The organism is Pseudonocardia sp., assembly GCF_050250275.1.
Lineage (GTDB): Bacteria > Actinomycetota > Actinomycetes > Mycobacteriales > Pseudonocardiaceae > Pseudonocardia.
Genome location: NZ_JBFWOY010000023.1, coordinates 68356 through 90620 on the forward strand (window position 1 = coordinate 68356; position 22265 = coordinate 90620).

The following is a 22265-nucleotide window of genomic DNA, read 5'->3' on the forward strand; positions in this document are numbered from 1 at the left end:
GGGGCAGAGCTGTCCAGCGGGGCAGAGCTGTCGACCGGGGCAGGGCTGTCGACCGGGGCAGGGCTGTCGACCGGGGCAGGGCTGTCGACCGGGGCAGGGCTGCCGAGCGAGGCCGCCGCGCGGGCGGGGGCCGGGGAGCCCGTGGTGGGCGCGGTGAGCGACGACCCGGACGCCGGGCCGCAGAAGCGCCAGTCGCGCGCCGGGCGCAACCTCGTCGCGGCCATCGGGGTCGGCGTCGGGCTCGGTGCCGTCATCCTGTCGTCGCTGCTGCTGGAACGGCACTTCTTCGTCGGTGTGATCGCGGTCGCGGTGGCCGTCGGCGCGTGGGAGCTGGCCGGGGCGCTGCGCCGGGCGGCGGGTATCACCGTGGCGTTGCCGGTGCTGCTGGTCGGCGGGCAGGCGATGGTGTGGCTGAGCTGGCCGTTCGGGCTGCAGGGCCTCCTCGCCGCGTTCGGGTTGACGGCGCTGGTCGGGATGATCTGGCGGATGCGCCGGGGCGCCGACGGCTACCTGCGCGACGTCGGCGCGACCTTGTTCGCCGCTGCCTACGTGCCGATGTTCGCGACGTTCGCCGTGCTGCTGGTCCTGCCGTCCGACGGTGTGGGCCGGGTGCTGACGTTCATGATCTGCGTCGTCGCCTCCGACGTCGGCGGCTACGCGGCGGGCGTGCTGGCGGGACGGCACCCGATGGCACCGACGATCAGCCCGAAGAAGTCGTGGGAGGGCTTCGCCGGGTCGGTCGTCGCGGGCACCATGGCGGGTGCGCTGTCGGTGGTGCTGCTGCTCGGCGACAGCTGGTGGATCGGCGCGATCACCGGCGCGTTGCTCGTCGTGACCGCGACGTTGGGTGACCTGTGCGAGTCGCTGGTCAAGCGTGACCTGGGGATCAAGGACATGGGCACGATGCTGCCCGGGCACGGCGGTCTGATGGACCGGCTCGACTCGATGCTCCCGGCCGCGTTCGTGGCGTGGCTGGTGCTGGGCATCGCGCTGCCGGTCGGCTGAGGCGGCGGTCGAGGTGGGCGCGGCGAAGCTGTACGCCGGTTTCGGTGGGCAGCCGAAGCCGGGCCCGACGATCCCCAGCCCGAACATCTGGAACTGGCCGGAGATCTACGAGCGCGAGAACGAGGCGCAGGACGTCGACGGCGCGATCTGGGACGTGCTGCGGGCGTCGACGCCGTGGGCGGGTGCCGATGTCGTCGACATCGGCTGCGGCGACGGTTTCCATCTGCCGTTCTTCGCCCGCGACGCCGCGTCCGTGGTCGGGGTGGAGCCGCATCCGCCGCTGGTCGAGCGGGCCCGGGCGCGGGTCGCAGGGCTGGACCGGGTCCGCGTCGTGCAGGCGGGGGCCGCCGAGCTGCCGCTGCCCGACGCCTCCGCCGATCTCGTCCACGCCCGCACCGCGTACTTCTTCGGGGCGGGCTGTGAGGCGGGCCTGGCCGAGGCCGACCGGGTGCTGCGACCGGGCGGCGCGCTCGCGATCGTCGATCTCGACTTCACTGCCGGGCCCTACGGGTCGTGGCTGTCGGCGGACCTGCCGCGCTACGACGCGGGGGCGGTGGAGCGCTGGTTCGCGGCCCGCGGGTTCGGGATGCGCCGCGTCGACACGATCTGGCGTTTCGCCGACCGCGCCACCCTCGAGGCGGTGCTGGGTATCGAGTTCTCCCGGGAGGTCGCCGCCCGCGCGATCGCCGAGACCCCGGGCCTGACGATCCCGGTCGGCTACCGGGTGCACGTGCGGCGCACCCCCGCGGGGCTCGTCACGCCCTGACCTGCCCGGTGTCAGCTCAGGACGATCTGGCCGTTCTCGACGGTGACGGCCTTCTGGACGAGGCCGGTCCGTGCGGGGCCCTGCTCGACGGCGCCGTCGAGGGCGAACATGCTGCCGTGGCAGGGGCAGATGATCGAGGCGCCGTCGATCTCGTTGACCTGGCAGCCCTGGTGGGGGCAGCGCGTCGAGAAGCCGGCGTAGTTCCCGGCCGTCGGCTGGGTGACGACGACGCCCTGGTCGCCGTAGATCTTCGCGCCGCCGACGGGGACGTCGGTGGCCGGCCCGAGCGTGCCGGACGCGGAGCCGCCGGAGCCGCTGCCCGACCCGGAACCGCCCCCTGATCCGGAGCCGCTGCCGGCCCCGGCGCCGCTGTCCGAGCCCGGGTCCGCCGAGCAGCCGGCGACGAGCAGGCCGGCGCCGATCGCGGCGGCGCCCGCACCGGCGACGACCGCGCGGCGGGACAGGAGTCGGGATGCGGGGGAGCCCGGCGGGATGTCGGTCGCGGCGGGCTCGTCGGTGGGCGGCATGGGTCGTCTCCCGGTGGTGGTGCGGGCGCCGTTCGGGGGTGGCATCGCCGCGGGGCAGTTCCGTTGCGGATTCAACAATGACAGGGCGGGTGTGGGACCGGTGTGGGGCGCGGGGGCGGAGCCCGACGTCGTCGCGCCCGCTTGGCTACCGTGGGTGGCATGACGCGACCGATCAGGCTCCCCGACGGGGTGGCCGCTCCCCAGATCGAGACCGTCCTCGGTGTGGTGTGGTGGATCGCCGGCGCGCTAGCCCTCTCGGGCGGCGCAGGGACCGCTCTCATGGCGGTGGGACTCGGAGCCACGGGTGTGCTGTGGACGTTGGTCCGCGGCCGCCAGGGCAACGGTCGGCCGTTGGGCGCGGCGAGGCGGGCCCGGCTGGTCCGGCAGGGCGTCGTCGCAGGGGTGCTGGCCGTCGCCGCGCTCATCGGCCTCGGGATGGTGTCGTGGGGTGAGGTGGCGGTGCCGGTGGCGTCGGCGCTGGTCGCGATCACGCTGTTCTCCGTGGCGCCGATCGTCGGGTCGCGCTCGTTCGTCGCCGTCGGCAGCGGGCTGCTCGTGCTGGCCGCGGCCGGTGCGGTGGTGGCGCTCGGCACCGTCGGCGCCTCAGCGCCGCAGGGGATCGTCGGTTTCGGCGGGGCGCTGTTGCTGTGGGGTGCGGGCGCCGTGCGCACCGGCGTGCTGGGTGGGCCGTCGGTGCGGGCGGGCGGGCGGTGGCTGCGTAAGCGGCTGCGGTCGATCCGGACCCCGCGTGAACGTCGCGAGGAGCGGCGGAGCGGGCAGCCCACGATGTTCACCCCGTCCGGTTCCCGGCCGCCCGTGCCGGCGCCGCGGTCGGCCGGGGGCGCTGCGCCGCAGCGCCCGCCTGCCCCCCGGCAGGCTCCTGCCAGACCGCCGCGGCAGCCCTCGCCCGGTGCCGGACCCCGCCGCGGTCCGGCCGGTCCGCCCGGTGCCGGTCCGCCCGGTGCCGGTCCGCCCGGTGCCGGTCCGCTCGGTGCCGGTCCGCCCGGTGCCGGTCCGCTCGGTGCCGGTCCGCAGGGTGCTGCCGCGTCCGCGGCTGCCGTGCCCGGTGCCGGTCCGCAGGGTGCTGCCGCGTCCGCGGCTGCCGTGCCCGGTGCCGGTCCGCAGGGTGCTGCCGCGTCCGCGGCTGCCGTGCCCGGTGCCGGTCCGCAGGGTGCTGCCGCGCCCGCGGCTGCCGTGCCCGGTGGCGCTCCGCACGGCGCTGTCGCGCCCGGTGGCGGCCCGCAGAGCGCCTCACCCGCAGCCGCCTCACCCGCAGCCGCAGCGCCCGGTGGCGGGCTGCCCGGTGGCGGTCCGCACGCCGGTCCGCACGCCGGCGACCCGTACGGCCCGACCGTCCGGACCCGCGCCGACGGTGCGCACGACCGCGTCACCGAACCCGTCCGGGCCCGGGGCCCGCACACCTGACCCGGCCCGAAGCCGCGGGGCGACAGTCCGCTGACGTCCCCCGCGGGCAGGAACGGCGCTGTCCGGGCAGCCCGGCTTCGGCAGGGTCCGTAGCTGCGCGGCGATGAGTTCGGGCCGGCCGGGTCGTCATATCGGCGACGGGTGGGCCGCCTGGTCCGCCGGGGAGGGGACGGCGATGCGCGCCGAGGACGTCCTGGCCACGTTGGCCGAGCCACTGGCCCAGGAGCTGATGGCCGCGCGGATCCCCGCGCGGCTGGCCTACACCGCGCTCGACGGGACACCGCGGGTCGTGCCGATGGGGTACGCGTGGACGGGGTCGGCGCTGGTCATGGCGACCGTCGCGAAGGCGCCCAAGGTCGCCGCGCTGCAGGCGAACCCGACGGTGGCGCTGACCGTCGACACCGACGAGCAGCCCCCGCACGTGCTCCTGGTGCGCGGTACGACGACGGTCGAGATCGTCGACGGTGTGCCGGAGGTGTTCCTCGACGGCGCCCGCAAGCTGGTGGCGCCGCAGGCGTGGGAGGGTTTCGAGGCCGGCGTCCGCGCGCTCTACGACCGGATGGCCGTGCTGACGGTCACGCCCACGTGGGCGCGGCTGTACGACTTCGAGACCCGCGTGCCCGACGTCATCGCGGCGCAGGCGGCGGCCCGGGGGCTCTGACGTCGGACCTGGCACAATCGGGTGGGTCATGACTTCCCTCCCGCTCGTCTTCGATGCTCCGAAGCGCGGCCTCCCGCCGCGTCATCTCGCCGATCTCGACCCCGCCGACCGCAAGGCCGCGGTGACCGATCTGGGTCTGCCCGGCTTCCGCGCCGACCAGCTGGCCCGGCACTACTTCGGCCGGCTCACCGCGGACGTCGAGGAGATGACCGACCTGCCCGCCGCGGCGCGCGAGACGCTCGCGTCGCTGCTGCCGCCGCTGGTCACGCCGGTCACCGAGCAGTCCTGCGACGACGGGGCGACCCGCAAGATGCTGTGGCGCGGGCACGACGGGGTGCTGGCCGAGTCGGTGCTGATGGCCTACCCGGACCGGGCGACGGTGTGCATCTCCAGCCAGGCGGGCTGCGGTATGGCGTGCCCGTTCTGTGCGACGGGCCAGGGCGGGCTGCAGCGCAACCTGTCGACGGGCGAGATCGTCGACCAGGTGCGTCAGGCCGCGGCGGCGGCGCGTGACGGCAAGCTGGGTGCGCCGATGCGGCTGTCGAACATCGTCTTCATGGGGATGGGCGAGCCGCTGGCGAACTACAACCGGGTCGTGGCGGCGTTGCGCCGCATCACCTCCCCGGCGCCCGACGGGCTGGGCATCTCACCGCGCGGGATCACGGTGTCGACGGTCGGGCTCGTCCCGGCGATCGACAAGCTGGCCGCCGAGGGTCTCCCGGTGACACTCGCGGTGTCGCTGCACACGCCCGACGACGAGCTGCGCGACACCCTGGTCCCGGTGAACAACCGGTGGAAGGTCGGCGAGGTGCTCGACGCGGCGCGCCGCTACGCGCAGGCCACGGGCCGTCGGGTGTCGATCGAGTACGCCCTGATCCGCGACGTGAACGACCAGCCGTGGCGCGCCGACCTGCTCGGCACGCTGCTGCGCCGGCGCATCGGCACCAAGCGGGTGCACGTCAACCTGATCCCGCTCAACCCGACACCGGGCAGCGAGTGGGACGCGTCCCCGCGCCCGGTGCAGGACGAGTTCGTCCGCCGCGTCGAGGCAGCGGGGGTGGCGTGCACCGTCCGCGACACCCGCGGCCAGGAGATCGACGCGGCGTGCGGCCAGCTGGCCGCGGCCCACAAGTAGCCAGGAGCGCTCGGGCCTGCGGCGCGACGCCCAGGCGGCGCCCTCGCGGCGCTGGGCAGGCGCGTCGCCACGACAGCGGTGTCGCCGCACCTGCCCGGCGTGCGATGACACCGCCCGGACGCCGCTCGCTACGGCCGGCGTTCTCCGGCACCCTCCTGGTCGGGCAGCCCCAGGACCTCGCCGAGGTCGAAGCTGACCGGCTGTTCGAGCTGCTCGTAGGTGCACGACTCGGGGGTCCGGTCGTCGCGCCAGCGCACGAACTGCGCGGTGTGCCGGAACCGGATGCCCTCCATGTAGTCGTAGCGGACCTCGACGACGCGTTCGGGGCGCAGCGGCACGAACGACAGGTCCTTGCCCGCGTTCCAGCGGCTGCCCTCGTTCTTGCGCGGGGTGCGTTCGCCCTGCTCGTGGGCGGCCCAGTTCCAGGGGTGCCCGTCGAACTCGGTGACGAGGGGCTGCATCTCGGTGAACAGCTCGCGCCGCCGCGCCATCGGGAACGCGCCGATGACGCCGACGGAGGCGAGGGTGCCGCGCTCGTCGAACAGGCCGAGCAGGAGCGACCCGATCGCGTCCGGGCCCGACTTGTGGACGCGGTAGCCCGCCACCACGCAGTCGCAGGTGCGCTCGTGCTTGATCTTGGCCATGACGCGCTTGTCGGGCTGGTAGGTGAGGTCGAGCGGTTTGGCGATCAACCCGTCGAGACCGGCGCCCTCGAACTCGCGGAACCACTGCTCGGCCAGCACCGGGTCCTGCGTCGCGGGCGTGATGTGGATGGGGGGTGCCGCGTCGGCCAGCGCCTGCTCCAGCAGGGTGCGGCGCTCGTCGAGACGGCGTTCGGAGAGGTCGTCGTCGCCCAGCGCCAGCAGGTCGAACGCCACGAAGCTGGCCGGGGTCTGCTCGGCGAGCAGCCGGACGCGGGAGTCGGCGGGGTGGATGCGCTGCTGCAGGGCCTCGAAGTCGAGCCGGTTGCGTTCCCGGTCGACCACGATGATCTCCCCGTCGATCACCGCCCGGTCGGGGAAGTTGGCCTTCACGGCCGCGACGACCTCGGGGAAGTACCGGGTCATCGGCCGCTCGTTGCGGCTGCCGATCTCGACCTCGTCGCCGTCGCGGAAGATGATCGACCGGAAGCCGTCCCATTTCGGCTCGTAGTGCCTGCCGTCGGGGATCGTGGCGACGGGCTTGGCCAGCATCGGCTTCACCGGGGGCATCACGGGCAGGTCCACGCGGCACATCCTGCCGGGATACTCCGACAGGATCGAGCGGGAAGGGGTACTTCGATGGCGTCACGGTTCACCGCGGCGGAGCTGGAGGCGGCCCGCGAGCGCACGATCGACGACGTCCTGCCCGGTCCCGGCGACCCCGCGTTGCGGGTGTTGTTCTGCGGTATCAATCCGGGGCTGCTGTCGGGGGCGACCGGGCACCACTTCGCCCGGCCCGGCAACCGGTTCTGGCCGGTGCTCTACGACTCCGGCTTCACCCCGCGGTTGCTGCTCCCGGCGGAGCAGGGTGAGCTGCGCGGTCTCGGGCTGGGCATCACGAACATGGTGGCGCGCACCACGGCCCGCGCGGACGAGCTCTCCGACGAGGAGTTGCGCGCCGGCGGCGAACGGCTGCGGACCCTCGTGGCGCAGGAGGGGCCGCGCTGGCTCGCCGTCGTCGGGGTGACCGCGTACCGGACGGCGTTCGCCTGTCCCAAGGCCGCGGTCGGGCCGCAGGCGGAGACGTCGGGGGACACCGGGATCTGGGTCCTGCCCAACCCGAGTGGCCTCAACGCGCACTGGTCGCGCGCGGCGATGGCGGAGGAGTTCTCGCGGCTGCGCGAGGCGGCTCAGGCATAGGGGCGCTCGGGCGGGGCGGCTCGGGCGTGGCGGGGCGGGGCGGCTCAGGCGTAGGGGTCGGTGGCCGCGCGCAGGTCGGTGAGCAGCGTGCGGAGGACCTCGGTGCGTTCGGCGCCCAGGTGCGCGGTCCACTCCCGCTCGACGTCGGCCACGACCCCGACCGAGCGGGCGACGGCGGCGGCCCCGCGCGGGGCGATCACGACGAGCCGGGCCCGCCCGTCGGACGGGTCGGGGACGCGGGTGACGTAGCCGGCGGCCTCCAGCTGGTCGACGAGGAAGCCTGCGGTCTGCTTGGTGACGCCGCTCTGGCGGGCGAGCTCGGTGAGGCGGCTGCCGTTCGGGCCGATCCGCTGGAAGAGCCGGCCCTGGGCGCGGCTGATGTCGCCGAAGCCGGCCGCAGCGAGCTCGTCGAACACCCGGTCCTCCATGGCGCGGTAGGGGATGAACAGCAGCAGGCCCAGGTTGAGCGCGTCGTCCGGCACGGGTTGACGATAGTACGATCCTCTGACTTAATGGTCAGACTCTCTGACGAGTCGGAGGTGCGTGATGGAGCAGGAGCAGGCCTGGGGTGTGATCGCGCAGCAGCGCCGCGTGCTCGCCGACCTCCTCGCCGACCTGACCCCGCAGGAGTGGGAGGCGCCCTCGCTGTGTGCGAGATGGCGGGTGCGTGACGTGGCCGCCCACCTCGCGCTCACCCCGCACTCGCCGGGGATCGGCCGGATCCTCTACGAGTGCCTTCGCGCCCGCGGTGACGTCGACCGGGTCAACCACGACATGACCGTCCGCTGGGCGGCGCGGCCGACCGCGGAGCTCGTCGCCGGGCTGCGGTCCGACGCCGACAACCGCCGCCGACCGGCGATCACCACCTGGCGCAACCTCCTGTTCGACACCATCGTGCACGTCCAGGACGTGGCGATCCCCCTGGGGCGCGACGTCGCGATGCCGCTCGCCGGGACCGTCGCCGGGCTGGACCGGGTGTGGCGGATGGGATGGCCGTTCTGGGCGAAGCGACGGTTGCGGGGGCTGCGTCTGGTCGCGACCGACGCGGAGTGGGCCGCGGGCGCGGGCGCGGAGGTCCGTGGTCCGGCCGGGGCGCTGTTGCTGCTCGTCACCGGTCGCGGCGCGGTCGCCCGGCCACGGCTCGACGGACCGGGAGTCGCACACCTTGCGCCGCAGGCCGACACCACGGTCCCGGATGGGCCCTGATCCGGCGACGCCCGGGCGTGACACCCGCCCCGGCCCGACGCTCGGGCCGGCGGACGCCCGTCATGAGGGGAGCCCGGGAGTCCTCACGCACGTACGACGTGAGCCGGGCGGGCCCACGACGTCGCCCGCGCGGTCGACGACCTCGGCCGGCGCCCGTGGGAGCCCTGGCCGACGAGACGGCCGCCGCGCGCACGGGATCACAGGTCGTCGAGGTCCGGTGGTTCCTCGTCGGGGGTGTCGCGCGCGTCGCGGTCGGCCCACTCCAGGAGCTCGTCGAGGACGAAGACGGCGTCGTCGATACCGGCGTGCAGGTCGCCCAGCTCGGCGACGCGGGCCGGCACCGTGGCGATCGTGCAGTCCCGGGGGTCGACGTCGGCGACCTCGTCCCAGCGGATCGGCGTCGAGACCACGGCCTCGGGCACCCCGCGGACGGAGTAGGCGCTGCGGATGGTGTGGTCGCGGGCGTTCTGGTTGTAGTCGACGAAGATCGAGGCCGGGTCGCGGTCCTTGCGCCACCATGTCAGATCGACGAGATCCCCGGCGCGACGGCCGACCTCGCGGGCGAAGGCGTGCGCGGCGCGGCGGACGTCGGAGAACCCCCAACGTGGCTCGATCCGCACGTAGACGTGCATCCCCGAGCCGCCGGAGGTCTTCGGCCAGCCGGTGGCGCCCAGCTCGTCGAGGACCTCGTGGGCGATCGCGGCGACGCGGCGCACGTCGTCGAACGTGGCGTCGGGCATCGGGTCGAGGTCGATGCGCCACTCGTCGGGCTTCTCGGTGTCGGCGGCGCGGGAGTTCCAGGGGTGGAACTCGACCGTCGACATCTGCACGGCCCACACGACGTCGGCGACGTGCGCGACGCACAGCTCGTCGGCGTGGCGGTTGTAGCGGGGGAAGTGCACCCGCACCGTGGGGACCCAGTCGGGCGCGCCGCGGGGCAGCCGCTTCTGGTGGACCTTCTCGCCGGTGACGCCCGTCGGGAAGCGGTGGAGCATGCAGGGCCGGTCGCGCAGGGCGCGGACGATCCCGTCACCGACGGCGATGTAGTACTTCGCCAGGTCGAGCTTGGTCTCCCCGCGGGCCGGGAAGTAGACCCGGTCGGGGTTGGAGATGCGGACCGTCCGGTCGCCGACCTCGAGCTCGACGGCCGGGCCCGCCCGCTCGGCCATGGCGGCGCGCCTCGGGTCAGCGGCGCCAGGCGTTGCGGCGCTTCGCCAGGCCGCCGATGACGCCACCGAGGACGAACAGCGCCGGGACGACCATCCACAGGATCTCGGTCCAGCTGGCGTGGTGGCCGATCAGCAGCAACGGCAGGATGATCACGGTCGCGACGGCCGCGATGAGGGTGCCGTTCGGGAAGCTCCCGTGCCAGCCCCACTCCGCCGACGGCTCGTCGAGCGGGTCGACCTCGGTACCGGGTCGCTTCGCCAGCTCACTACCTGCCACGCCGTCCTCCTGAACGAGATGCCTGCGGGGCACATCCTCGCACAAGGCCCGGCCGAGGATGATGTGCGGTGATGAGCGCCAATTCCCAGGATCCGCGGTCGGTTCTCGTGCTGGGCTCGACCGGCTCGATCGGCACCCAGGCCCTCGACGTCGTCGACCACGCGGAGGGCAGGTTCACCGTGGCCGGGCTCGCGGCGGGCGGCGGTGACGTCGGGCTGCTGGCGGCACAGGCCCGCGCCCACCGTGTCGAGCGGGTCGCGGTGGCCGACCCCGCCGCCGCGGCGGCGCTGCGCGCCGAGCTGCCGGGCGTCGAGGTCCTGGACGGGCCGGACGCGGCGACGGAGCTGACCGCGACGACACCTGCCGACGTCGTCCTCAACGGGATCACCGGCTCGCGTGGGCTGGGGCCGACGCTGGCGGCGCTGGCGGCGGGGGAGACCCTGGCGCTGGCCAACAAGGAGTCGCTGGTCGCGGGCGGCGCGCTGGTCACGAACGCGGCGGCGCCGGGGCAGATCGTCCCGGTCGACTCGGAGCACTCGGCGCTGGCGCAGTGCCTGCGCGCCGGCACGGCCGGCGAGGTGGCGCGCCTGGTGCTCACGGCGTCGGGCGGGCCGTTCCGCGGCCGCAGCCGCGCCGACCTCGCCCACGTCGGCCTCGACGAGGCGCTGAAGCACCCGACCTGGGACATGGGCCCCGTCGTCACGATCAACTCGGCGACGCTGGTCAACAAGGGGCTCGAGCTGATCGAGGCGCACCTGCTGTTCGACGTGCCCTACGACCGCATCGACGTCGTGGTGCACCCGCAGTCGATCGTGCACTCGATGGTCACGTTCGTCGACGGCTCGACGATCGCCCAGGCCGGCCCGCCGGACATGCGGCTGCCGATCGCGCTGGCGCTGGGCTGGCCGGCCAGGGTGCCGGGCGCCGCGGCGGCGTGCACGTGGGACCTCGCGCAGTCGTGGACGTTCGAACCCCTCGACGACGACGCGTTCCCCGGCGTGCGGCTGGCCCGCGCCGCGGGGACGACGGGGGGCTGCCTGCCCGCGGTGTTCAACGCCGCCAACGAGGAGGCCGTCGCCGCGTTCGTCGCCGGGGGGCTGTCGTACCTGGGTGTGACCGAGGTCGTCGAGCGGGCGCTGGCGGCCGCCGACGGCTGGTCCGGCGATCCCGCTACCGTGGACGACGTGCTGGCAGCGGAGGGCTGGGCGCGCGCCCGGGCCCGCGAGCTCGCCGCATCGATCGGCTGAGAAGGGCTCTGACTAGTGGCATTCGCGTTCGGCGTCGTGCTGTTCGCCCTCGGCATCGCGATCTCCATCGCGCTGCACGAGGCCGGGCACTTGGTCACCGCCAAGGCCTTCGGCATGCGGGTCCGCCGGTACTACATCGGTTTCGGCCCCAAGATCTTCTCGTTCCGCCGCGGCGAGACCGAGTACGGCATGAAGTGGATTCCCGCCGGCGGGTTCTGCGACATCGCCGGCATGACCGCGCTCGACGAGGTGAGCGAGGAGGAGCGGCCGCGCGCGTTCTTCCGCAAGCCGACGTGGCAGCGCGTCGTCGTGCTGTCGGCCGGGTCGGCCACGCACTTCCTCATCGGGATCATCCTGATCTACGTGCTGGCGCTGACGTCGGGCCTGCCCAACGTGGCCGACACCCCGACGGCCGGGCAGATCAGCTGCGCGGCGAACCAGACCTCACCGTCGGCGCTCGAGCCGTGCGGTCCCGGCGTGGCCGCCCCGGCCGCCGACGCCGGGCTGCGCCCGGGCGACACGATCGTCTCGGTCGCCGGGACGGCCACCCCGACCTGGACCGACGCCGTCAAGCTGATCCAGGCGGCCGACGGGCCGACCCCGGTCGTCGTCGACCGGGGCGGTGAGCGCCTGGCGCTGTCGATGGACGTCACGAAGGTCCAGCGGCTGGACCCGCGGACCGGGGCGCCCCGCGAGGTCGGCGCCATCGGCGTCTCCCAGCAGCTGATCTTCGACTACAACCCGCTCACGGCCGTGCCCGCGACGTTCGCCTACACCGGGCAGATGTTCGCGCAGGTGTGGCAGGGCCTGCTGATGTTCCCGGAGAAGGTGCCGCGCCTGATCGACGCCATCGGCGGCGGCGAGCGCGACCTGGAGACCCCGGTCAGCGTCGTCGGGGCCAGCGTCATCGGCGGTGACCTCGCCGAGCGCGGGCTGTGGCAGGTGTTCGTGCAGCTGCTCGTGGTGCTGAACCTGTTCGTCGGCGTGTTCAACCTGTTGCCGCTGCTGCCGCTGGACGGCGGGCACATCGCGGTGAACCTCTACGAGCGGGTGCGCGACTGGATCCGGGCGCGGCTGGGCAAGGTCGCGATGCCGCCCGTCGACTACACGAAGCTGCTGCCGCTGACCTATGTCGTCATCCTGATCGGCGGCGCGATCAGCCTGCTCACCCTGACCGCCGACATCGTCAACCCGATCCGGCCGTTCCAGTAGTGGCCGCTGCGGACAGTCCGGACCGGCCGATCGCCGTGTTCGACATCGACGGCGTGCTCGCCGACGTCACCCACCGCCTCCACCATCTCGACGTCAACCGCTGGGAACGCTTCTTCACCGCGGCCGACCGCGACCCGCTGCTGGAGGAGGGCGCACGCCGGCTGCGGGCCGCGCTGGCCGACCACGACGTCATCTACCTGACCGGTCGCCCGGAGCGCAACCGGCGGCTCACCGAGCGCTGGCTGGCCCGGCACGGGCTGCCGACCGGGCCGCTCCACATGCGTGAGGACGACGACTACCGCCCCGCCCGGTGGGTCAAACGCGAGGTGCTGCGCGAGCTGGCCCGCACCCGGACCATCGCCTCGGTCATCGACGACGACCCGTCGGTCGTGCGGGTCCTGGCCGACGACGGCTGGCCCGTCGAGCTGGCGACGTGGCTGCCGCACTCCTCGACCCTGCAGGACGCGCAGGAGAACAAGGGCCGGACCTGACCCGCCGCCTGCCCGCCCGCCGCAGGTCGGCGCGCGGTCGGCGTGGCTCCGGCCACGCCCCCGGCACGTCGGCGCCGCGCGGAGGATACTGGGGGTCGTGAGCGTCTCCCTGGGCATGCCCGCCGCACCCGCCCCGACCCTCGCTCCTCGCCGGAAGACCCGGCAGCTGCAGGTCGGGGGCGTCGGCGTCGGCAGCGACCACCCGATCTCCGTGCAGTCGATGACCACCACCCTGACCGCGGACGTGAACTCGACCCTGCAGCAGATCGCCGAGCTCACCGCGGCGGGCTGCGACATCGTGCGCGTCGCGTGCCCGAGCCAGGACGACGCGGACGCGCTCCCGGCGATCGCGAAGAAGTCGCAGATCCCGGTGATCGCCGACATCCACTTCCAGCCCAAGTACGTGTTCGCCGCCATCGAGGCCGGTTGTGCCGCGGTGCGGGTGAACCCGGGCAACATCCGCAAGTTCGACGACCAGGTCAAGGAGATCGCGGCCGCCGCGCGCGACCACGGCACCCCGATCCGCATCGGCGTCAACGCGGGCTCGCTCGACAAGCGGCTGCTGCAGAAGTACGGCAAGGCAACCCCGGAGGCGCTGGTCGAGTCGGCGCTGTGGGAGGCGAGCCTGTTCGCCGAGCACGACTTCCACGACGTCAAGATCTCGGTGAAGCACAACGACCCCGTCGTCATGGTGCGCGCCTACGAGCTGCTCGCCGAGCAGTGCGACTACCCGCTGCACCTCGGCGTCACCGAGGCCGGTCCGGAGTTCCAGGGCACGATCAAGTCCGCGGTCGCGTTCGGCGCGCTGCTGTCCCAGGGCATCGGCGACACCATCCGCGTCTCGTTGTCGGCGCCACCGGTCAACGAGGTGAAGGTCGGCCGCCAGATCCTGGAGTCGCTCAACCTCAAGCCGCGGCGCCTGGAGATCGTGTCGTGCCCGTCGTGCGGGCGCGCCCAGGTCGACGTCTACACCCTCGCCGAGCAGGTCACCGCGGGTCTCACCGGCATGGAGGTGCCGCTGCGCGTCGCCGTCATGGGCTGTGTCGTCAACGGTCCGGGGGAGGCGCGCGAGGCCGATCTGGGGGTCGCTTCCGGCAACGGCAAGGGTCAGATCTTCGTCAAGGGCGAGGTGATCAAGACGGTCCCGGAGCACGCCATCGTCGAGACCCTCATCGAGGAGGCGTTGAAGATCGCCGAGACGATGGCGGGCGAGGGCGAGCCCGAGGTCGTCGTCGGCTGACGCCGACAGCGTCACCGGGGGGCCGCACCACGTGATCCGAGATCGAGCCGAAACCGGGCCTCACATGGGCACCGGCGCTCCGGTGTGGCACCGTAGGAGGGTGCTCAGAGTCGCGGGTGCTCGACTGCTCGACGACCGTGACCGTGCCGGGGTCCGGGCCGCCCTGGAGGCCGATCCCGTGGCCGCCTGCATGGTCGCCGCCCGCGTCGAGGTCGCCGGTCTGGATCCGTGGCGGCTGGGTGGGGAGTTGTGGTCGGTCGGACCCCGGCTCGACGGGCTCTGTTTCTCCGGCGCGAACCTGGTCCCGCTGCGCGGGGAGCGGTCCGCGCTGCGCAGCTTCGCCGACCGCGCGCGCCGCCACGGGCGTGGCTGCTCGTCGCTGGTCGGGCGGGCGGAGCTGGTCCTGCCGCTGTGGGACGAGCTGGCGCCGGCCTGGGCGCCGGCCCGCGAGGTGCGGCCCGACCAGCCGCTGATGGTCCTCGCCGGACCGCCCACGATCGCGCCCGACCCGCTGGTCCGGCCGGTGCGGCCCGAGGAGATCGACGCCTACCTGCCCGCCGCCGTCGCGATGTTCACCGAGGAGGTGGGCGTCGACCCGCGCGCGGGCGACGGTGGCGCCGGCTACCGGGCGCGCGTCGCCGAGCTCGTGTCCGCTGGGCGCGCGTTCGCCCGCTTCGAGGACGGTCAGGTCGTGTTCAAGGCCGAGATCGGGGCGCTGTCGTCGCAGGTGGGACAGATCCAGGGGGTCTGGGTGCACCCGTCGAAACGTGGGCAGGGCTACGGGACCGTCGGCACCGCCGCGGTCGCCGACCGGCTCGCCGCGCTGGGACGCGTGTCCAGCCTGTACGTGAACGGCTTCAACCACGTCGCCCGGTCCGTGTACAGCAGGATCGGGTTCACGCAGGTCGCGAGCTTCGCGACGGTCTTGTTCTGACCTTGTGGGGTCGCCCGAACGTGGGTCCCGAGGACCTCGCCGGGCGGGTGCGCCGGGATCGTCGGGGTCGGCGGGCATACTCGGGCGCGTGACCGCTCCCCGTCGTCGCGTCGTGAGCCCCCGGCGGCTCGGGCTGCTCGCGGGGCTGCTGGTGGTCGCGCTCGTCGCCGGCGGTTGCTCGGTCTTCGGCCCCAGCGGCGAGGAGAAGGCCGTCCAGGCCTACCTCGACGCGTGGACCCGCGGTGACGACGCGGGGGCGGCCCGCCTCACCGACGACCCGGCGGCCGCGCAGGCGGCGCTGGCCGACGTGCGCAAGGCTCTCGCCCCCGCCGGGCTCACCGCCACCCTCGGCCAGGTCCGCACCGCGGGCGACAAGGCCACCGCCTCGGTCGACGTGGCGTGGGATCTCGGGCAGGACCGGCGCTGGGGCTACCTCGGCGAGATCCAGGCCCGCGCGGCGCCGCAGGCCGACGCGGGCTGGACCGTGCACTGGACGCCCGCGGCGATCCACCCGGAGCTCGCGGCCGGGCAGCGGCTGTCGCTGGTCGTCGACACCCCCGAGCCGGCCCCGGTGGTCGACCGCGGCGGCACCCCGCTGCTCGCGCCCACCCCCGTGGTCAACATCCTGCTCGACCGCACGGCCGCAGGAGATCTCGCGGCCGTCACCGGGGCCCTCGCCCGCGCGCTCGCCCCGCTGGTCCCCGGCATCACCGGCCGGTCGATCGCCGACGGCGCGGGCGCCGCCCCCGCGGGGCAGGGCTACTCGGTCGCCGTCCTGCGCGACACCGACTACCGCACCGTCAAGGACGCCATCCACGATCTGCCGGGCGTGCGGTTCGCCACCCAGACCCGGCTGCTCGCGCAGTCCGCAGGCTTCGCCGGCCAGGTGCTCACCCCCGTCCGAACCGAGGTGACGCCGCAGGTCACCGGTGTCGCCGGCTGGTCGGTGCAGATCCTCGGCGGCGGTGGCGCGACGATCGCGACGCTGCAGGAGCAGCCCCCGACGCCGGGCACCACGGTCACGCTCTCCCTCGACCACGCCGTCCAGAACGCGGCCGAGGACGCGGTCGAGTCGCTGCCGCAGCAGGTCGCGCTCGTCGCGCTGTCCCCGTCGACGGGCGACATCCTGGCCGTCGCGCAGAACACCCAGGCCGACGCCGCAGGCGCGATCGCGCTCACCGGCCGGTACCCGCCCGGCTCGACCTTCAAGATCGTCACCGCCACGGGGGCGCTCGAGACGCTCGGCGTGACCGCCGACTCCCCGCAGCCCTGCCCGGGAACCACCACGATCGACGGCAGGCTCGTCCCCAACGAGGACCGCTTCGAGCTCGGCACCGTTCCGCTCACCCAGGCGTTCGCGCGGTCGTGCAACACCACGTTCTCGCAGCTCGCGGCGCAGATGTCGGCCGACGCGCTGCCCACTGCGGGGCTGCAGCTCGGCTTCGGCGCCGACTTCGCGGTCCCCGGCCTCACCACGGTCACCGGGTCCGTGCCGCCCGCGCCCGACCGCGTGCAGCGCGCCGAGGACGGGTTCGGCCAGGGCGACGTCGTCGCCACCCCGTTTGGGATGGCGCTGGTCGCGGCCACCGTCGCGAAGGGCGCCCCCGTCGTGCCGCAGCTCATCCGCGGCCGCGCCACCGACGCCACGAAGCCGGCCACCGCCCCACCGCCGCAGTCAGTTCTCGACCAGCTGCGGCCGATGATGCGCGCCGTCGTCACCAGCGGCACCGCGACCGCCCTGTCCCGCAGCGGCGAGGTGTTCGGCAAGACCGGTACGGCCGAGTACAGCGTCAACGGTGCCAACCGGGCCCATGGCTGGTTCGTCGGCTACCGGGGCGACGTGGCGTTCGCGGTGCTCGTCGTCGACGGTGGGTCCTCGGGCCCGGCGGTCGGTGTGGCGCAACGGTTCCTGGCCGCGCTCGGCTGACGTGCCCGGCCGGCCGTGGGCTCGTCCGGCACGGCACCGCCTACCCTGGAGCGCGTGCCCGCCCTCCGGACGCCCCGCGTCGCCGCTCTCGCCCTGGCCGCCGACGTCGTCGCCGTCCTCGTGTTCGCCGCCATCGGCCGCGCCAGCCACGAGGAGGCCGGTGGGGTCGGCGGTGTCCTGGTGACGGCCGCGCCGTTCGTCATCGGGCTCGGGGTGGCCTGGGCGACGCCGTGGGTGCGGGCCCGGCCCGCGGGGTTCGTGGCGGGTGGCACCGTGCTCGCCGGGACGGTCGTGCTGGGTCTGCTGCTGCGTGCGGCGTTCACCGGCCGGCTGCCGCTGACCTTCGCCCTCGTCACCCTCGTCGCGCTCACGGTCCTGCTGATCGGCTGGCGGGGGGTGTCGGCCGTCGTCGCCGAGATCGTCGACCGCCGCGCCGCCCGTGCGGCCCGCCACTGACCCTGCCCCGGGCGCTGCCACGGGTGAGCCGCACCCCGCCCGGCTCGGGGCCCGGGGGCGCTCTCAGTCGCTGCCCGCCGTGTGTTCCACGGCGCCGGGACGTCGGACCGGGATCGCCGGCAGTCCGTCGAGGCTCGTGGCGTTCCTGCGGGCCCGGTAGTCGGCCAGCGCGTCGGGTGTCCGGCAGTCCGACCACGAGTCGAGCAGGTCGCGTTCGCCGGTGAGCTCCATCAGCGGCACGGCGTAGCCGCAGGCGTCGGCGACACGGGTGACGTCGACCGTGACCACCGCCCGGGCCGGGGCCCTGCGGCTGGTCCCGGCGTCGCCGAACAGGGCGAGCCGCTCCTCGAAGCCGGGGTCGCCGGGGAACGCGACGGTGCCGGTGCCGTGGAAGCGCACGACGTCGGGGCGCGCGTCGAACGAGACGAACATGACACAGATCCGGCCGTTCTCCCGCAGGTGCGCCACGGTCTCGGCACCGCTGCCGGTGAGGTCGACGTAGGCGAAGGTGTGCTCGTCGACGACGCGGAACGTGCCCGTGGTGCCCTTGACCGAGACGTTGACCATGCCGTCGCCCGAGAGCGGGGCCGTCGCCACGAAGAACATCGGCTGCTCGTGCACCCAGTCGGCGATGCGCGCGGTGATGCCGTCATGGACCTTGGCCATGGGGAGCCTCCCGGGGACGGGGGTCAGGGCAGGGTGAGGATCTCGGCTCCGTCGGCGGTGACCAGGACGGTGTGCTCGAACTGCGCGGTGCGGCGCCGGTCCTTCGTGACGACGGTCCAGTCGTCGTCCCAGATGTCGTACTCGACCGTGCCGAGGGTGATCATGGGCTCGATCGTGAAGGTCATGCCCGTCTCGAGGACGGTGTCGACGTCGGGCTGGTCGTAGTGCAGCACGACGAGGCCGCTGTGGAACGAGCGCCCGATGCCGTGGCCGGTGAAGTCGCGCACCACGCCGTAGCCGAACCGGCGGGCGTAGGACTCGATGACGCGGCCCACGACGTTGAGCTCGCGGCCGGGGCGGACCGCCTTGATGGCGCGCATCGTCGCCTCCCGGGTGCGCTCGACGAGCAGCCGGTCCTCCTCGGACACCTCGCCCGCGAGGAAGGTGGCGTTGGTGTCGCCGTGGACGCCGCCGATGTAGCCGGTGACGTCGATGTTGACGATGTCGCCGTCCTGGACGACCGTCGAGTCGGGGATGCCGTGGCAGATGACCTCGTTGAGGCTGGTGCAGCACGACTTCGGGAAGCGGCGGTAGCCCAGCGTCGACGGGTAGGCGTCGTGGTCGACGAGGAACTCGTGGACGACGCGGTCGATCTCGTCGGTGGTGACACCGGGCCGGACGGCCGCCCCGCCCACGGCGAGGGCCTGTGCGGCGATCTTCCCGGCGACGCGCATCGCCTCGATGACCTCGTCGCTCTGCACCCACGGCTCGGTGCTCCGCGCGGGCGCGTCCTTGCCGACGTACTCCGGCCGCGGGATGTGCGCGGGGACGGGACGTTCGGGCGTGACGATGCCGGGGGTGAGCAGCGTGCGGGCAGGCATGGCCACCAGCTTAAGCGCTGCGCCGGCCGGCTCCCCGGCCCGTCAGGCGAAGAGCGCGGCGAGGCGGCGCAGGGTGTCGCGGATCGACCTGGCGTTGCCCTGGGGGAACTTCGCGAGCTCCAGACCCCGCGCCCACGGCGACGTGCCGTAGTCGAACGTCTCGGTGACGCGGGTGCCCGCCGCGGCGCCGTCGCCGACCGGCTCGAGCTCGTAGCGCCACACGGCCCTGGCGAAGTGGCACCAGGCGATCCGGCGGTCGGGCTCGAACTCGACCACGGTGTTGGTGACGCGGTAGGGCAGCCCGATCTTCATGCTCATCGAGAACCGGTCGCCGAGGTCGAGCCGGTGCGGGCCGGTCACGGCGCCGCGGACCGATCCGGAGCCGTCGAACTCGTGGTGGCGGTGGGGGTCGGCGAGCAGGGCGAAGACGTCGGCGGGCGGCGCGGCGACGACGGTGGAGGCGGTGACGGTGCGGCCGGTGACGACGGCGTGGCCGGGCCGGGTCATGCGGCGCGGTGGGCGCGCAGGGCGCTGAGGGCCTCGTCGGCGTGCTGGTCGAACTTCGTCTCGCTGGAGAACTCGGCGATGACCCGACGGTCGGTGCCGATGACGAACGTGCGCCGCCGGGTGTGCAGGCCGCCGGGCAGCCAGCGGCGGAAGGCGTCGAACCGCTTGGCGACGGCGTGGCCGGGGTCGGACAGCAGCGGGTAGCCCAGCGTGTGGGCGGAGGCGAAGCGGCGCTGCGCGGAGACGTCGTCACCGGAGATGCCGACGGGTGAGGCGCCGACCGCGGCGAACTCGGTGGCGAGGTCGCGGAAGTGGCAGGCCTCCCGGGTGCAGCCGCCGGAGGAGGCGACGGGGTAGAAGAACAGCACGATCGGCCCGTCGGCCAGCAGGCCGGACAGGGAACGCACCGCTCCGGTCTCGTCCTGGAGCTCGAAGTCGTCGACGACGTCACCGGGCCTCATCGGGTGTCCTCTCGGTCGATCGGGCGCGTGGGGGCATGGGGATGAACCCGCTGGTACGGCGAACGTAGTCCGCGTAGCCGGGTCGGCGCTCCCCGATGGAGGACTCGAGCAGCTTCGCCCCGGTGCCCTTGGCGAGCAGCCACGTCATGAGCGCGGCGGAGACGAGGCCGACGAGCGCCGGCAGGTGGTGCAGGGAGATCAGGGTCAGCCCCCACCAGACCGCGGCGTCGCCGAAGTAGTTGGGGTGGCGGGTGTAGCGCCACAGGCCGCGGTCCATGACCCTGCCCTTGTTGGCAGGGTCCGCGGTGAACCGGGCGAGCTGGGCGTCGCCGACCGTCTCGAAGAAGAACCCGGTGCACCACGACAGCACACCGAGGACGGTGACGACGACCGCGAGCACGCCCCCGGCGGTGCCGTACTGGCCGAGCTGCACGGGCAGCGACACGACCCACATCACGACGCCCTGCGTGAGGTAGACCTTGCGGAAGGCGTGCAGGTACGGGTTGCCCTTCGCCTCCTTCATGAGCGCCACGTAGCGCTCGTCCTCGGGTTTGCCGTGGTTGCGGCGCCCGATGTGCCAGGCCAGCCGCAGGCCCCACACGACGGTGAGGGCGGTGATCAGCCAGCGCCGCCACGCGTCGCCGTCGCCCGCCGACAGGACCAGGGTGACGACGGCGATCACCGCGAACCCGGCGCCCCAGACGATGTCGATGCCGTCGTGGCGCCCGCCCCGCAGTACCGCGACGCCCAGCGTCGCGAGCATGACGACCAGCACGGCGACCGCGGTGACCCACAGGTTCGTGGCCACGGCCGCCCAGGGGAAGCCGGTCATCGCGTCGGAACCGGGGTCTCGGCGCGCGCCGACCCGACCTCCGCCGGAATGACGTCGGCGGCCGACCTGGCGAGTGCGGGGTCGGGACCGAGGATCCGGGTGCGGCTGCGGGGCAGGCCGGAGCGGCCGTCGGCGCCGGCGCGGACCATGAGGATCTGGTGCACGCCCATACGGTTCTCCTCGAACGCCAGCGACGCACCCGCGAGGTAGAGCAGCCACACCCGGAACTGCTCCTCGCCGACCAGCCGGACAGCCTCGGCCCTGTTGTCCTGCAACGTGTCCAGCCAGGGCCGGACCGTCCACACGTAGTGTTCGCGCAGCGAGTGGACGTCGACGACCTCGAGACCGGCCTCCTCCAGGAAGTTCAGCGTCGACCCCAGGGGGCGCATGAACATGTCGGGTGCGACGTAGCGTTCCATGAACGCGCCGCCGCCCGGGGCGCTGTTGGCGCCGGACGCGCCCCGCGACATCTGCTGCAGCAGCAGCCGCCCGTGGGGGCGCAGCAGCCGGTGCAGCTGCGCGGCGTAGACGGGATAGTTCTCCTCGCCGACGTGCTCACCCATCTCGATCGACGAGATGGCGTCGAAGCCCGGGTCGGTCACCGCGCGGTAGTCCTGCAGCCGGATCTCGACCTTGTCCGACAGCCCGAGGGCGGCGACGCGGGCGACGCCGAAGTCGCGCTGCTGCGCCGACAGGGTCACCCCGACCGCGGTCACGCCGTAGTGCTGCGCCGCGTGGACCAGCAGCGACGCCCAGCCGCAGCCGACGTCGAGCAGCCGCATCCCCGGCTCGAGCCCGAGCTTGCGGCAGACCAGGTCGAGCTTGTCGCGCTGGGCGTCGGCCAGGCCGTAGCCGGGTCCGGCCTCCCGGGTCCAGTAGCCGCACGAGTAGGCCATCTGCGGGTCGAGCAGGAACTCGTAGAAGTCGTTGGACAGGTCGTAGTGGTGGGCGATCGCGTCCCGGTCGCGGCGGCGGGTGTGCAGCCCGCCCGAGAGCCGGGCCTCCGACGTCGGGGGCTTGGGCGGCGGCCCGACGACACCGAGCCGGGCGGCGAGCGCGGCGGCGGCGAGCTTGTCGGCGGCGCTCGGCGAGACCGCGCCGAGCTGGTTCGCGCGGGCCAGCGACCAGAACCGCGACAGCCCGTCGGCGACGTCGCCCTCGACGTCGAGCTCCCCGGCGACGAACGCCCGGGCGAGCCCGAGCTCACCGGGCGCCCACAGCAGCCGGCGCAGCCCGCGGCGGTGACGCAGCACGGCCACGGGTGCCGACGGGTCGTCGGTGGGGCCGGCCTCGCTGCCGTCCCAGGCCCGGATGCGGACGGGCAGCGCCGCCCCGAGGACGCGTTCGAGCAGGTCGGCGAGCTGGGGCGCGACGGGACGTGGCACGTTGGCTCCTCACT

The 22265-nt window shown here is 74.0% G+C and carries 25 protein-coding genes; 14 read left to right on the forward strand and 11 right to left on the reverse strand.

Annotated elements, in window-relative coordinates:
- Positions 1–153: 153 nt before the first annotated feature.
- Both AB7F12_RS20680 and AB7F12_RS20685 read left to right on the forward strand, forming a co-directional pair.
- Entirely contained in the window at positions 154–1005 is an 852-nt protein-coding gene (locus tag AB7F12_RS20680) for a phosphatidate cytidylyltransferase (RefSeq protein WP_428501279.1), read from the forward strand.
- Positions 1006–1018: 13 nt separating this feature from the next.
- Positions 1019–1771 carry a class I SAM-dependent methyltransferase gene (locus AB7F12_RS20685; protein ID WP_428501280.1) on the forward strand — a complete coding sequence of 251 codons (753 nt, stop codon included), beginning with the start codon at positions 1019–1021 and terminating at the stop codon, positions 1769–1771.
- Positions 1772–1782: 11 nt separating this feature from the next.
- Here the strand turns inward: AB7F12_RS20685 and AB7F12_RS20690 are convergent, their stop codons facing one another.
- Positions 1783–2298: a Rieske (2Fe-2S) protein gene (locus AB7F12_RS20690; RefSeq protein ID WP_428501281.1), complete on the reverse strand. Its 516-nt coding sequence runs from the start codon at positions 2296–2298 to the stop codon at positions 1783–1785.
- Between the two features lie 159 nt (positions 2299–2457).
- Between AB7F12_RS20690 and AB7F12_RS20695 the strand changes: the two genes are divergently transcribed.
- From AB7F12_RS20695 to rlmN, 3 genes are all read left to right on the forward strand, one after another.
- Complete coding sequence (locus AB7F12_RS20695) at positions 2458–3723, forward strand: hypothetical protein (RefSeq protein WP_428501282.1); 1266 nt, start codon at positions 2458–2460, stop codon at positions 3721–3723.
- A gap of 175 nt (positions 3724–3898) precedes the next feature.
- Positions 3899–4384 (forward strand): pyridoxamine 5'-phosphate oxidase family protein, encoded by a 486-nt coding sequence (locus tag AB7F12_RS20700; RefSeq protein ID WP_428501283.1) that lies wholly within the window; start codon positions 3899–3901, stop codon positions 4382–4384.
- A gap of 28 nt (positions 4385–4412) precedes the next feature.
- Positions 4413–5519 carry a 23S rRNA (adenine(2503)-C(2))-methyltransferase RlmN gene (rlmN, locus tag AB7F12_RS20705; protein WP_428501284.1) on the forward strand — a complete coding sequence of 369 codons (1107 nt, stop codon included), beginning with the start codon at positions 4413–4415 and terminating at the stop codon, positions 5517–5519.
- A 128-nt stretch (positions 5520–5647) separates the two neighbouring features.
- Here the strand turns inward: rlmN and AB7F12_RS20710 are convergent, their stop codons facing one another.
- Positions 5648–6745, reverse strand: coding sequence for an ATP-dependent DNA ligase (locus AB7F12_RS20710; protein ID WP_428502092.1), 1098 nt, complete (start codon positions 6743–6745; stop codon positions 5648–5650).
- A 54-nt stretch (positions 6746–6799) separates the two neighbouring features.
- Between AB7F12_RS20710 and mug the strand changes: the two genes are divergently transcribed.
- Positions 6800–7360, forward strand: coding sequence for a G/U mismatch-specific DNA glycosylase (mug, locus tag AB7F12_RS20715; protein WP_428502091.1), 561 nt, complete (start codon positions 6800–6802; stop codon positions 7358–7360).
- Between the two features lie 44 nt (positions 7361–7404).
- On the opposite strand, the gene AB7F12_RS20720 is transcribed toward mug, so the two are convergent.
- Positions 7405–7842, reverse strand: a complete 438-nt coding sequence (locus AB7F12_RS20720) for a MarR family winged helix-turn-helix transcriptional regulator (RefSeq protein ID WP_428502090.1) — start codon at positions 7840–7842, stop codon at positions 7405–7407.
- Positions 7843–7906: 64 nt separating this feature from the next.
- Between AB7F12_RS20720 and AB7F12_RS20725 the strand changes: the two genes are divergently transcribed.
- Entirely contained in the window at positions 7907–8566 is a 660-nt protein-coding gene (locus tag AB7F12_RS20725) for a maleylpyruvate isomerase family mycothiol-dependent enzyme (protein WP_428502089.1), read from the forward strand.
- A gap of 197 nt (positions 8567–8763) precedes the next feature.
- Here AB7F12_RS20725 and ligD read toward each other — a convergent pair whose 3' ends face one another.
- Together ligD and AB7F12_RS20735 are read right to left on the reverse strand one after the other, a co-directional pair.
- Complete coding sequence (gene ligD, locus AB7F12_RS20730; RefSeq protein ID WP_428502088.1) at positions 8764–9735, reverse strand: non-homologous end-joining DNA ligase; 972 nt, start codon at positions 9733–9735, stop codon at positions 8764–8766.
- Positions 9736–9751: 16 nt separating this feature from the next.
- Positions 9752–10012 carry a DUF2631 domain-containing protein gene (locus tag AB7F12_RS20735; protein ID WP_428502087.1) on the reverse strand — a complete coding sequence of 87 codons (261 nt, stop codon included), beginning with the start codon at positions 10010–10012 and terminating at the stop codon, positions 9752–9754.
- Positions 10013–10083: 71 nt separating this feature from the next.
- Between AB7F12_RS20735 and dxr the strand changes: the two genes are divergently transcribed.
- The 7 genes from dxr to AB7F12_RS20770 all read left to right on the forward strand — a co-directional run bounded on the left by dxr (position 10084) and on the right by AB7F12_RS20770 (position 17519).
- Entirely contained in the window at positions 10084–11259 is a 1176-nt protein-coding gene (dxr, locus tag AB7F12_RS20740) for a 1-deoxy-D-xylulose-5-phosphate reductoisomerase (RefSeq protein ID WP_428502085.1), read from the forward strand.
- Between the two features lie 15 nt (positions 11260–11274).
- Positions 11275–12471, forward strand: coding sequence for a M50 family metallopeptidase (locus tag AB7F12_RS20745; protein WP_428502084.1), 1197 nt, complete (start codon positions 11275–11277; stop codon positions 12469–12471).
- Positions 12471–12962, forward strand: coding sequence for an LNS2 domain-containing protein (locus AB7F12_RS20750; RefSeq protein WP_428502083.1), 492 nt, complete (start codon positions 12471–12473; stop codon positions 12960–12962). Before AB7F12_RS20745 ends, AB7F12_RS20750 begins: the two co-directional genes overlap by 1 nt.
- Positions 12963–13077: 115 nt before the next feature.
- Positions 13078–14202 carry a flavodoxin-dependent (E)-4-hydroxy-3-methylbut-2-enyl-diphosphate synthase gene (gene ispG / locus AB7F12_RS20755; protein WP_428502094.1) on the forward strand — a complete coding sequence of 375 codons (1125 nt, stop codon included), beginning with the start codon at positions 13078–13080 and terminating at the stop codon, positions 14200–14202.
- A gap of 100 nt (positions 14203–14302) precedes the next feature.
- Complete coding sequence (locus AB7F12_RS20760) at positions 14303–15136, forward strand: GNAT family N-acetyltransferase (protein ID WP_428502082.1); 834 nt, start codon at positions 14303–14305, stop codon at positions 15134–15136.
- 88 nt (positions 15137–15224) lie between these two features.
- The gene (locus AB7F12_RS20765) at positions 15225–17063 is read left to right on the forward strand and encodes a penicillin-binding transpeptidase domain-containing protein (RefSeq protein ID WP_428502081.1); all 1839 of its coding nucleotides are present in this window, start codon (positions 15225–15227) and stop codon (positions 17061–17063) included.
- Positions 17064–17117: 54 nt separating this feature from the next.
- Complete coding sequence (locus AB7F12_RS20770; RefSeq protein ID WP_428502080.1) at positions 17118–17519, forward strand: DUF3054 domain-containing protein; 402 nt, start codon at positions 17118–17120, stop codon at positions 17517–17519.
- Between the two features lie 63 nt (positions 17520–17582).
- Here AB7F12_RS20770 and AB7F12_RS20775 read toward each other — a convergent pair whose 3' ends face one another.
- The 6 genes from AB7F12_RS20775 to AB7F12_RS20800 are packed head-to-tail and all read right to left on the reverse strand — an operon-like array spanning position 17583 to position 22251.
- Complete coding sequence (locus tag AB7F12_RS20775) at positions 17583–18185, reverse strand: pyridoxamine 5'-phosphate oxidase family protein (RefSeq protein ID WP_428502079.1); 603 nt, start codon at positions 18183–18185, stop codon at positions 17583–17585.
- Positions 18186–18208: 23 nt separating this feature from the next.
- The gene (gene map / locus AB7F12_RS20780; RefSeq protein WP_428502078.1) at positions 18209–19066 is read right to left on the reverse strand and encodes a type I methionyl aminopeptidase; all 858 of its coding nucleotides are present in this window, start codon (positions 19064–19066) and stop codon (positions 18209–18211) included.
- A 42-nt stretch (positions 19067–19108) separates the two neighbouring features.
- Positions 19109–19573: an SRPBCC family protein gene (locus tag AB7F12_RS20785; protein WP_428500703.1), complete on the reverse strand. Its 465-nt coding sequence runs from the start codon at positions 19571–19573 to the stop codon at positions 19109–19111.
- Complete coding sequence (locus AB7F12_RS20790) at positions 19570–20034, reverse strand: peroxiredoxin (RefSeq protein WP_428500704.1); 465 nt, start codon at positions 20032–20034, stop codon at positions 19570–19572. The genes AB7F12_RS20785 and AB7F12_RS20790 overlap by 4 nt, the downstream gene beginning before the upstream one ends.
- Entirely contained in the window at positions 20021–20866 is an 846-nt protein-coding gene (locus tag AB7F12_RS20795; RefSeq protein WP_428500705.1) for a DUF1295 domain-containing protein, read from the reverse strand. Before AB7F12_RS20795 ends, AB7F12_RS20790 begins: the two co-directional genes overlap by 14 nt.
- On the reverse strand, positions 20863–22251 hold the full coding sequence (locus AB7F12_RS20800; protein ID WP_428500706.1) for a class I SAM-dependent methyltransferase: 1389 nt from the start codon (positions 22249–22251) through the stop codon (positions 20863–20865). The genes AB7F12_RS20795 and AB7F12_RS20800 overlap by 4 nt, the downstream gene beginning before the upstream one ends.
- Positions 22252–22265 lie beyond the last annotated feature (14 nt).

Bases quoted from the DNA above. Each gene is read 5' to 3' on its own strand.
- AB7F12_RS20690 (WP_428501281.1), bottom strand. From the start codon at position 2,298: ATGCCGCCCACCGACGAGCCCGCCGCGACCGACATCCCGCCGGGCTCC.
- AB7F12_RS20695 (WP_428501282.1), top strand. From the start codon at position 2,458: ATGACGCGACCGATCAGGCTCCCCGACGGGGTGGCCGCTCCCCAGATC.
- AB7F12_RS20700 (WP_428501283.1), top strand. From the start codon at position 3,899: ATGCGCGCCGAGGACGTCCTGGCCACGTTGGCCGAGCCACTGGCCCAG.
- rlmN (WP_428501284.1), top strand. From the start codon at position 4,413: ATGACTTCCCTCCCGCTCGTCTTCGATGCTCCGAAGCGCGGCCTCCCG.
- mug (WP_428502091.1), top strand. From the start codon at position 6,800: ATGGCGTCACGGTTCACCGCGGCGGAGCTGGAGGCGGCCCGCGAGCGC.
- AB7F12_RS20725 (WP_428502089.1), top strand. From the start codon at position 7,907: ATGGAGCAGGAGCAGGCCTGGGGTGTGATCGCGCAGCAGCGCCGCGTG.
- ligD (WP_428502088.1), bottom strand. From the start codon at position 9,735: ATGGCCGAGCGGGCGGGCCCGGCCGTCGAGCTCGAGGTCGGCGACCGG.
- dxr (WP_428502085.1), top strand. From the start codon at position 10,084: ATGAGCGCCAATTCCCAGGATCCGCGGTCGGTTCTCGTGCTGGGCTCG.
- ispG (WP_428502094.1), top strand. From the start codon at position 13,078: ATGCCCGCCGCACCCGCCCCGACCCTCGCTCCTCGCCGGAAGACCCGG.
- AB7F12_RS20775 (WP_428502079.1), bottom strand. From the start codon at position 18,185: ATGGCCAAGGTCCATGACGGCATCACCGCGCGCATCGCCGACTGGGTG.
- map (WP_428502078.1), bottom strand. From the start codon at position 19,066: ATGCCTGCCCGCACGCTGCTCACCCCCGGCATCGTCACGCCCGAACGT.
- AB7F12_RS20785 (WP_428500703.1), bottom strand. From the start codon at position 19,573: ATGACCCGGCCCGGCCACGCCGTCGTCACCGGCCGCACCGTCACCGCC.
- AB7F12_RS20790 (WP_428500704.1), bottom strand. From the start codon at position 20,034: ATGAGGCCCGGTGACGTCGTCGACGACTTCGAGCTCCAGGACGAGACC.
- AB7F12_RS20795 (WP_428500705.1), bottom strand. From the start codon at position 20,866: ATGACCGGCTTCCCCTGGGCGGCCGTGGCCACGAACCTGTGGGTCACC.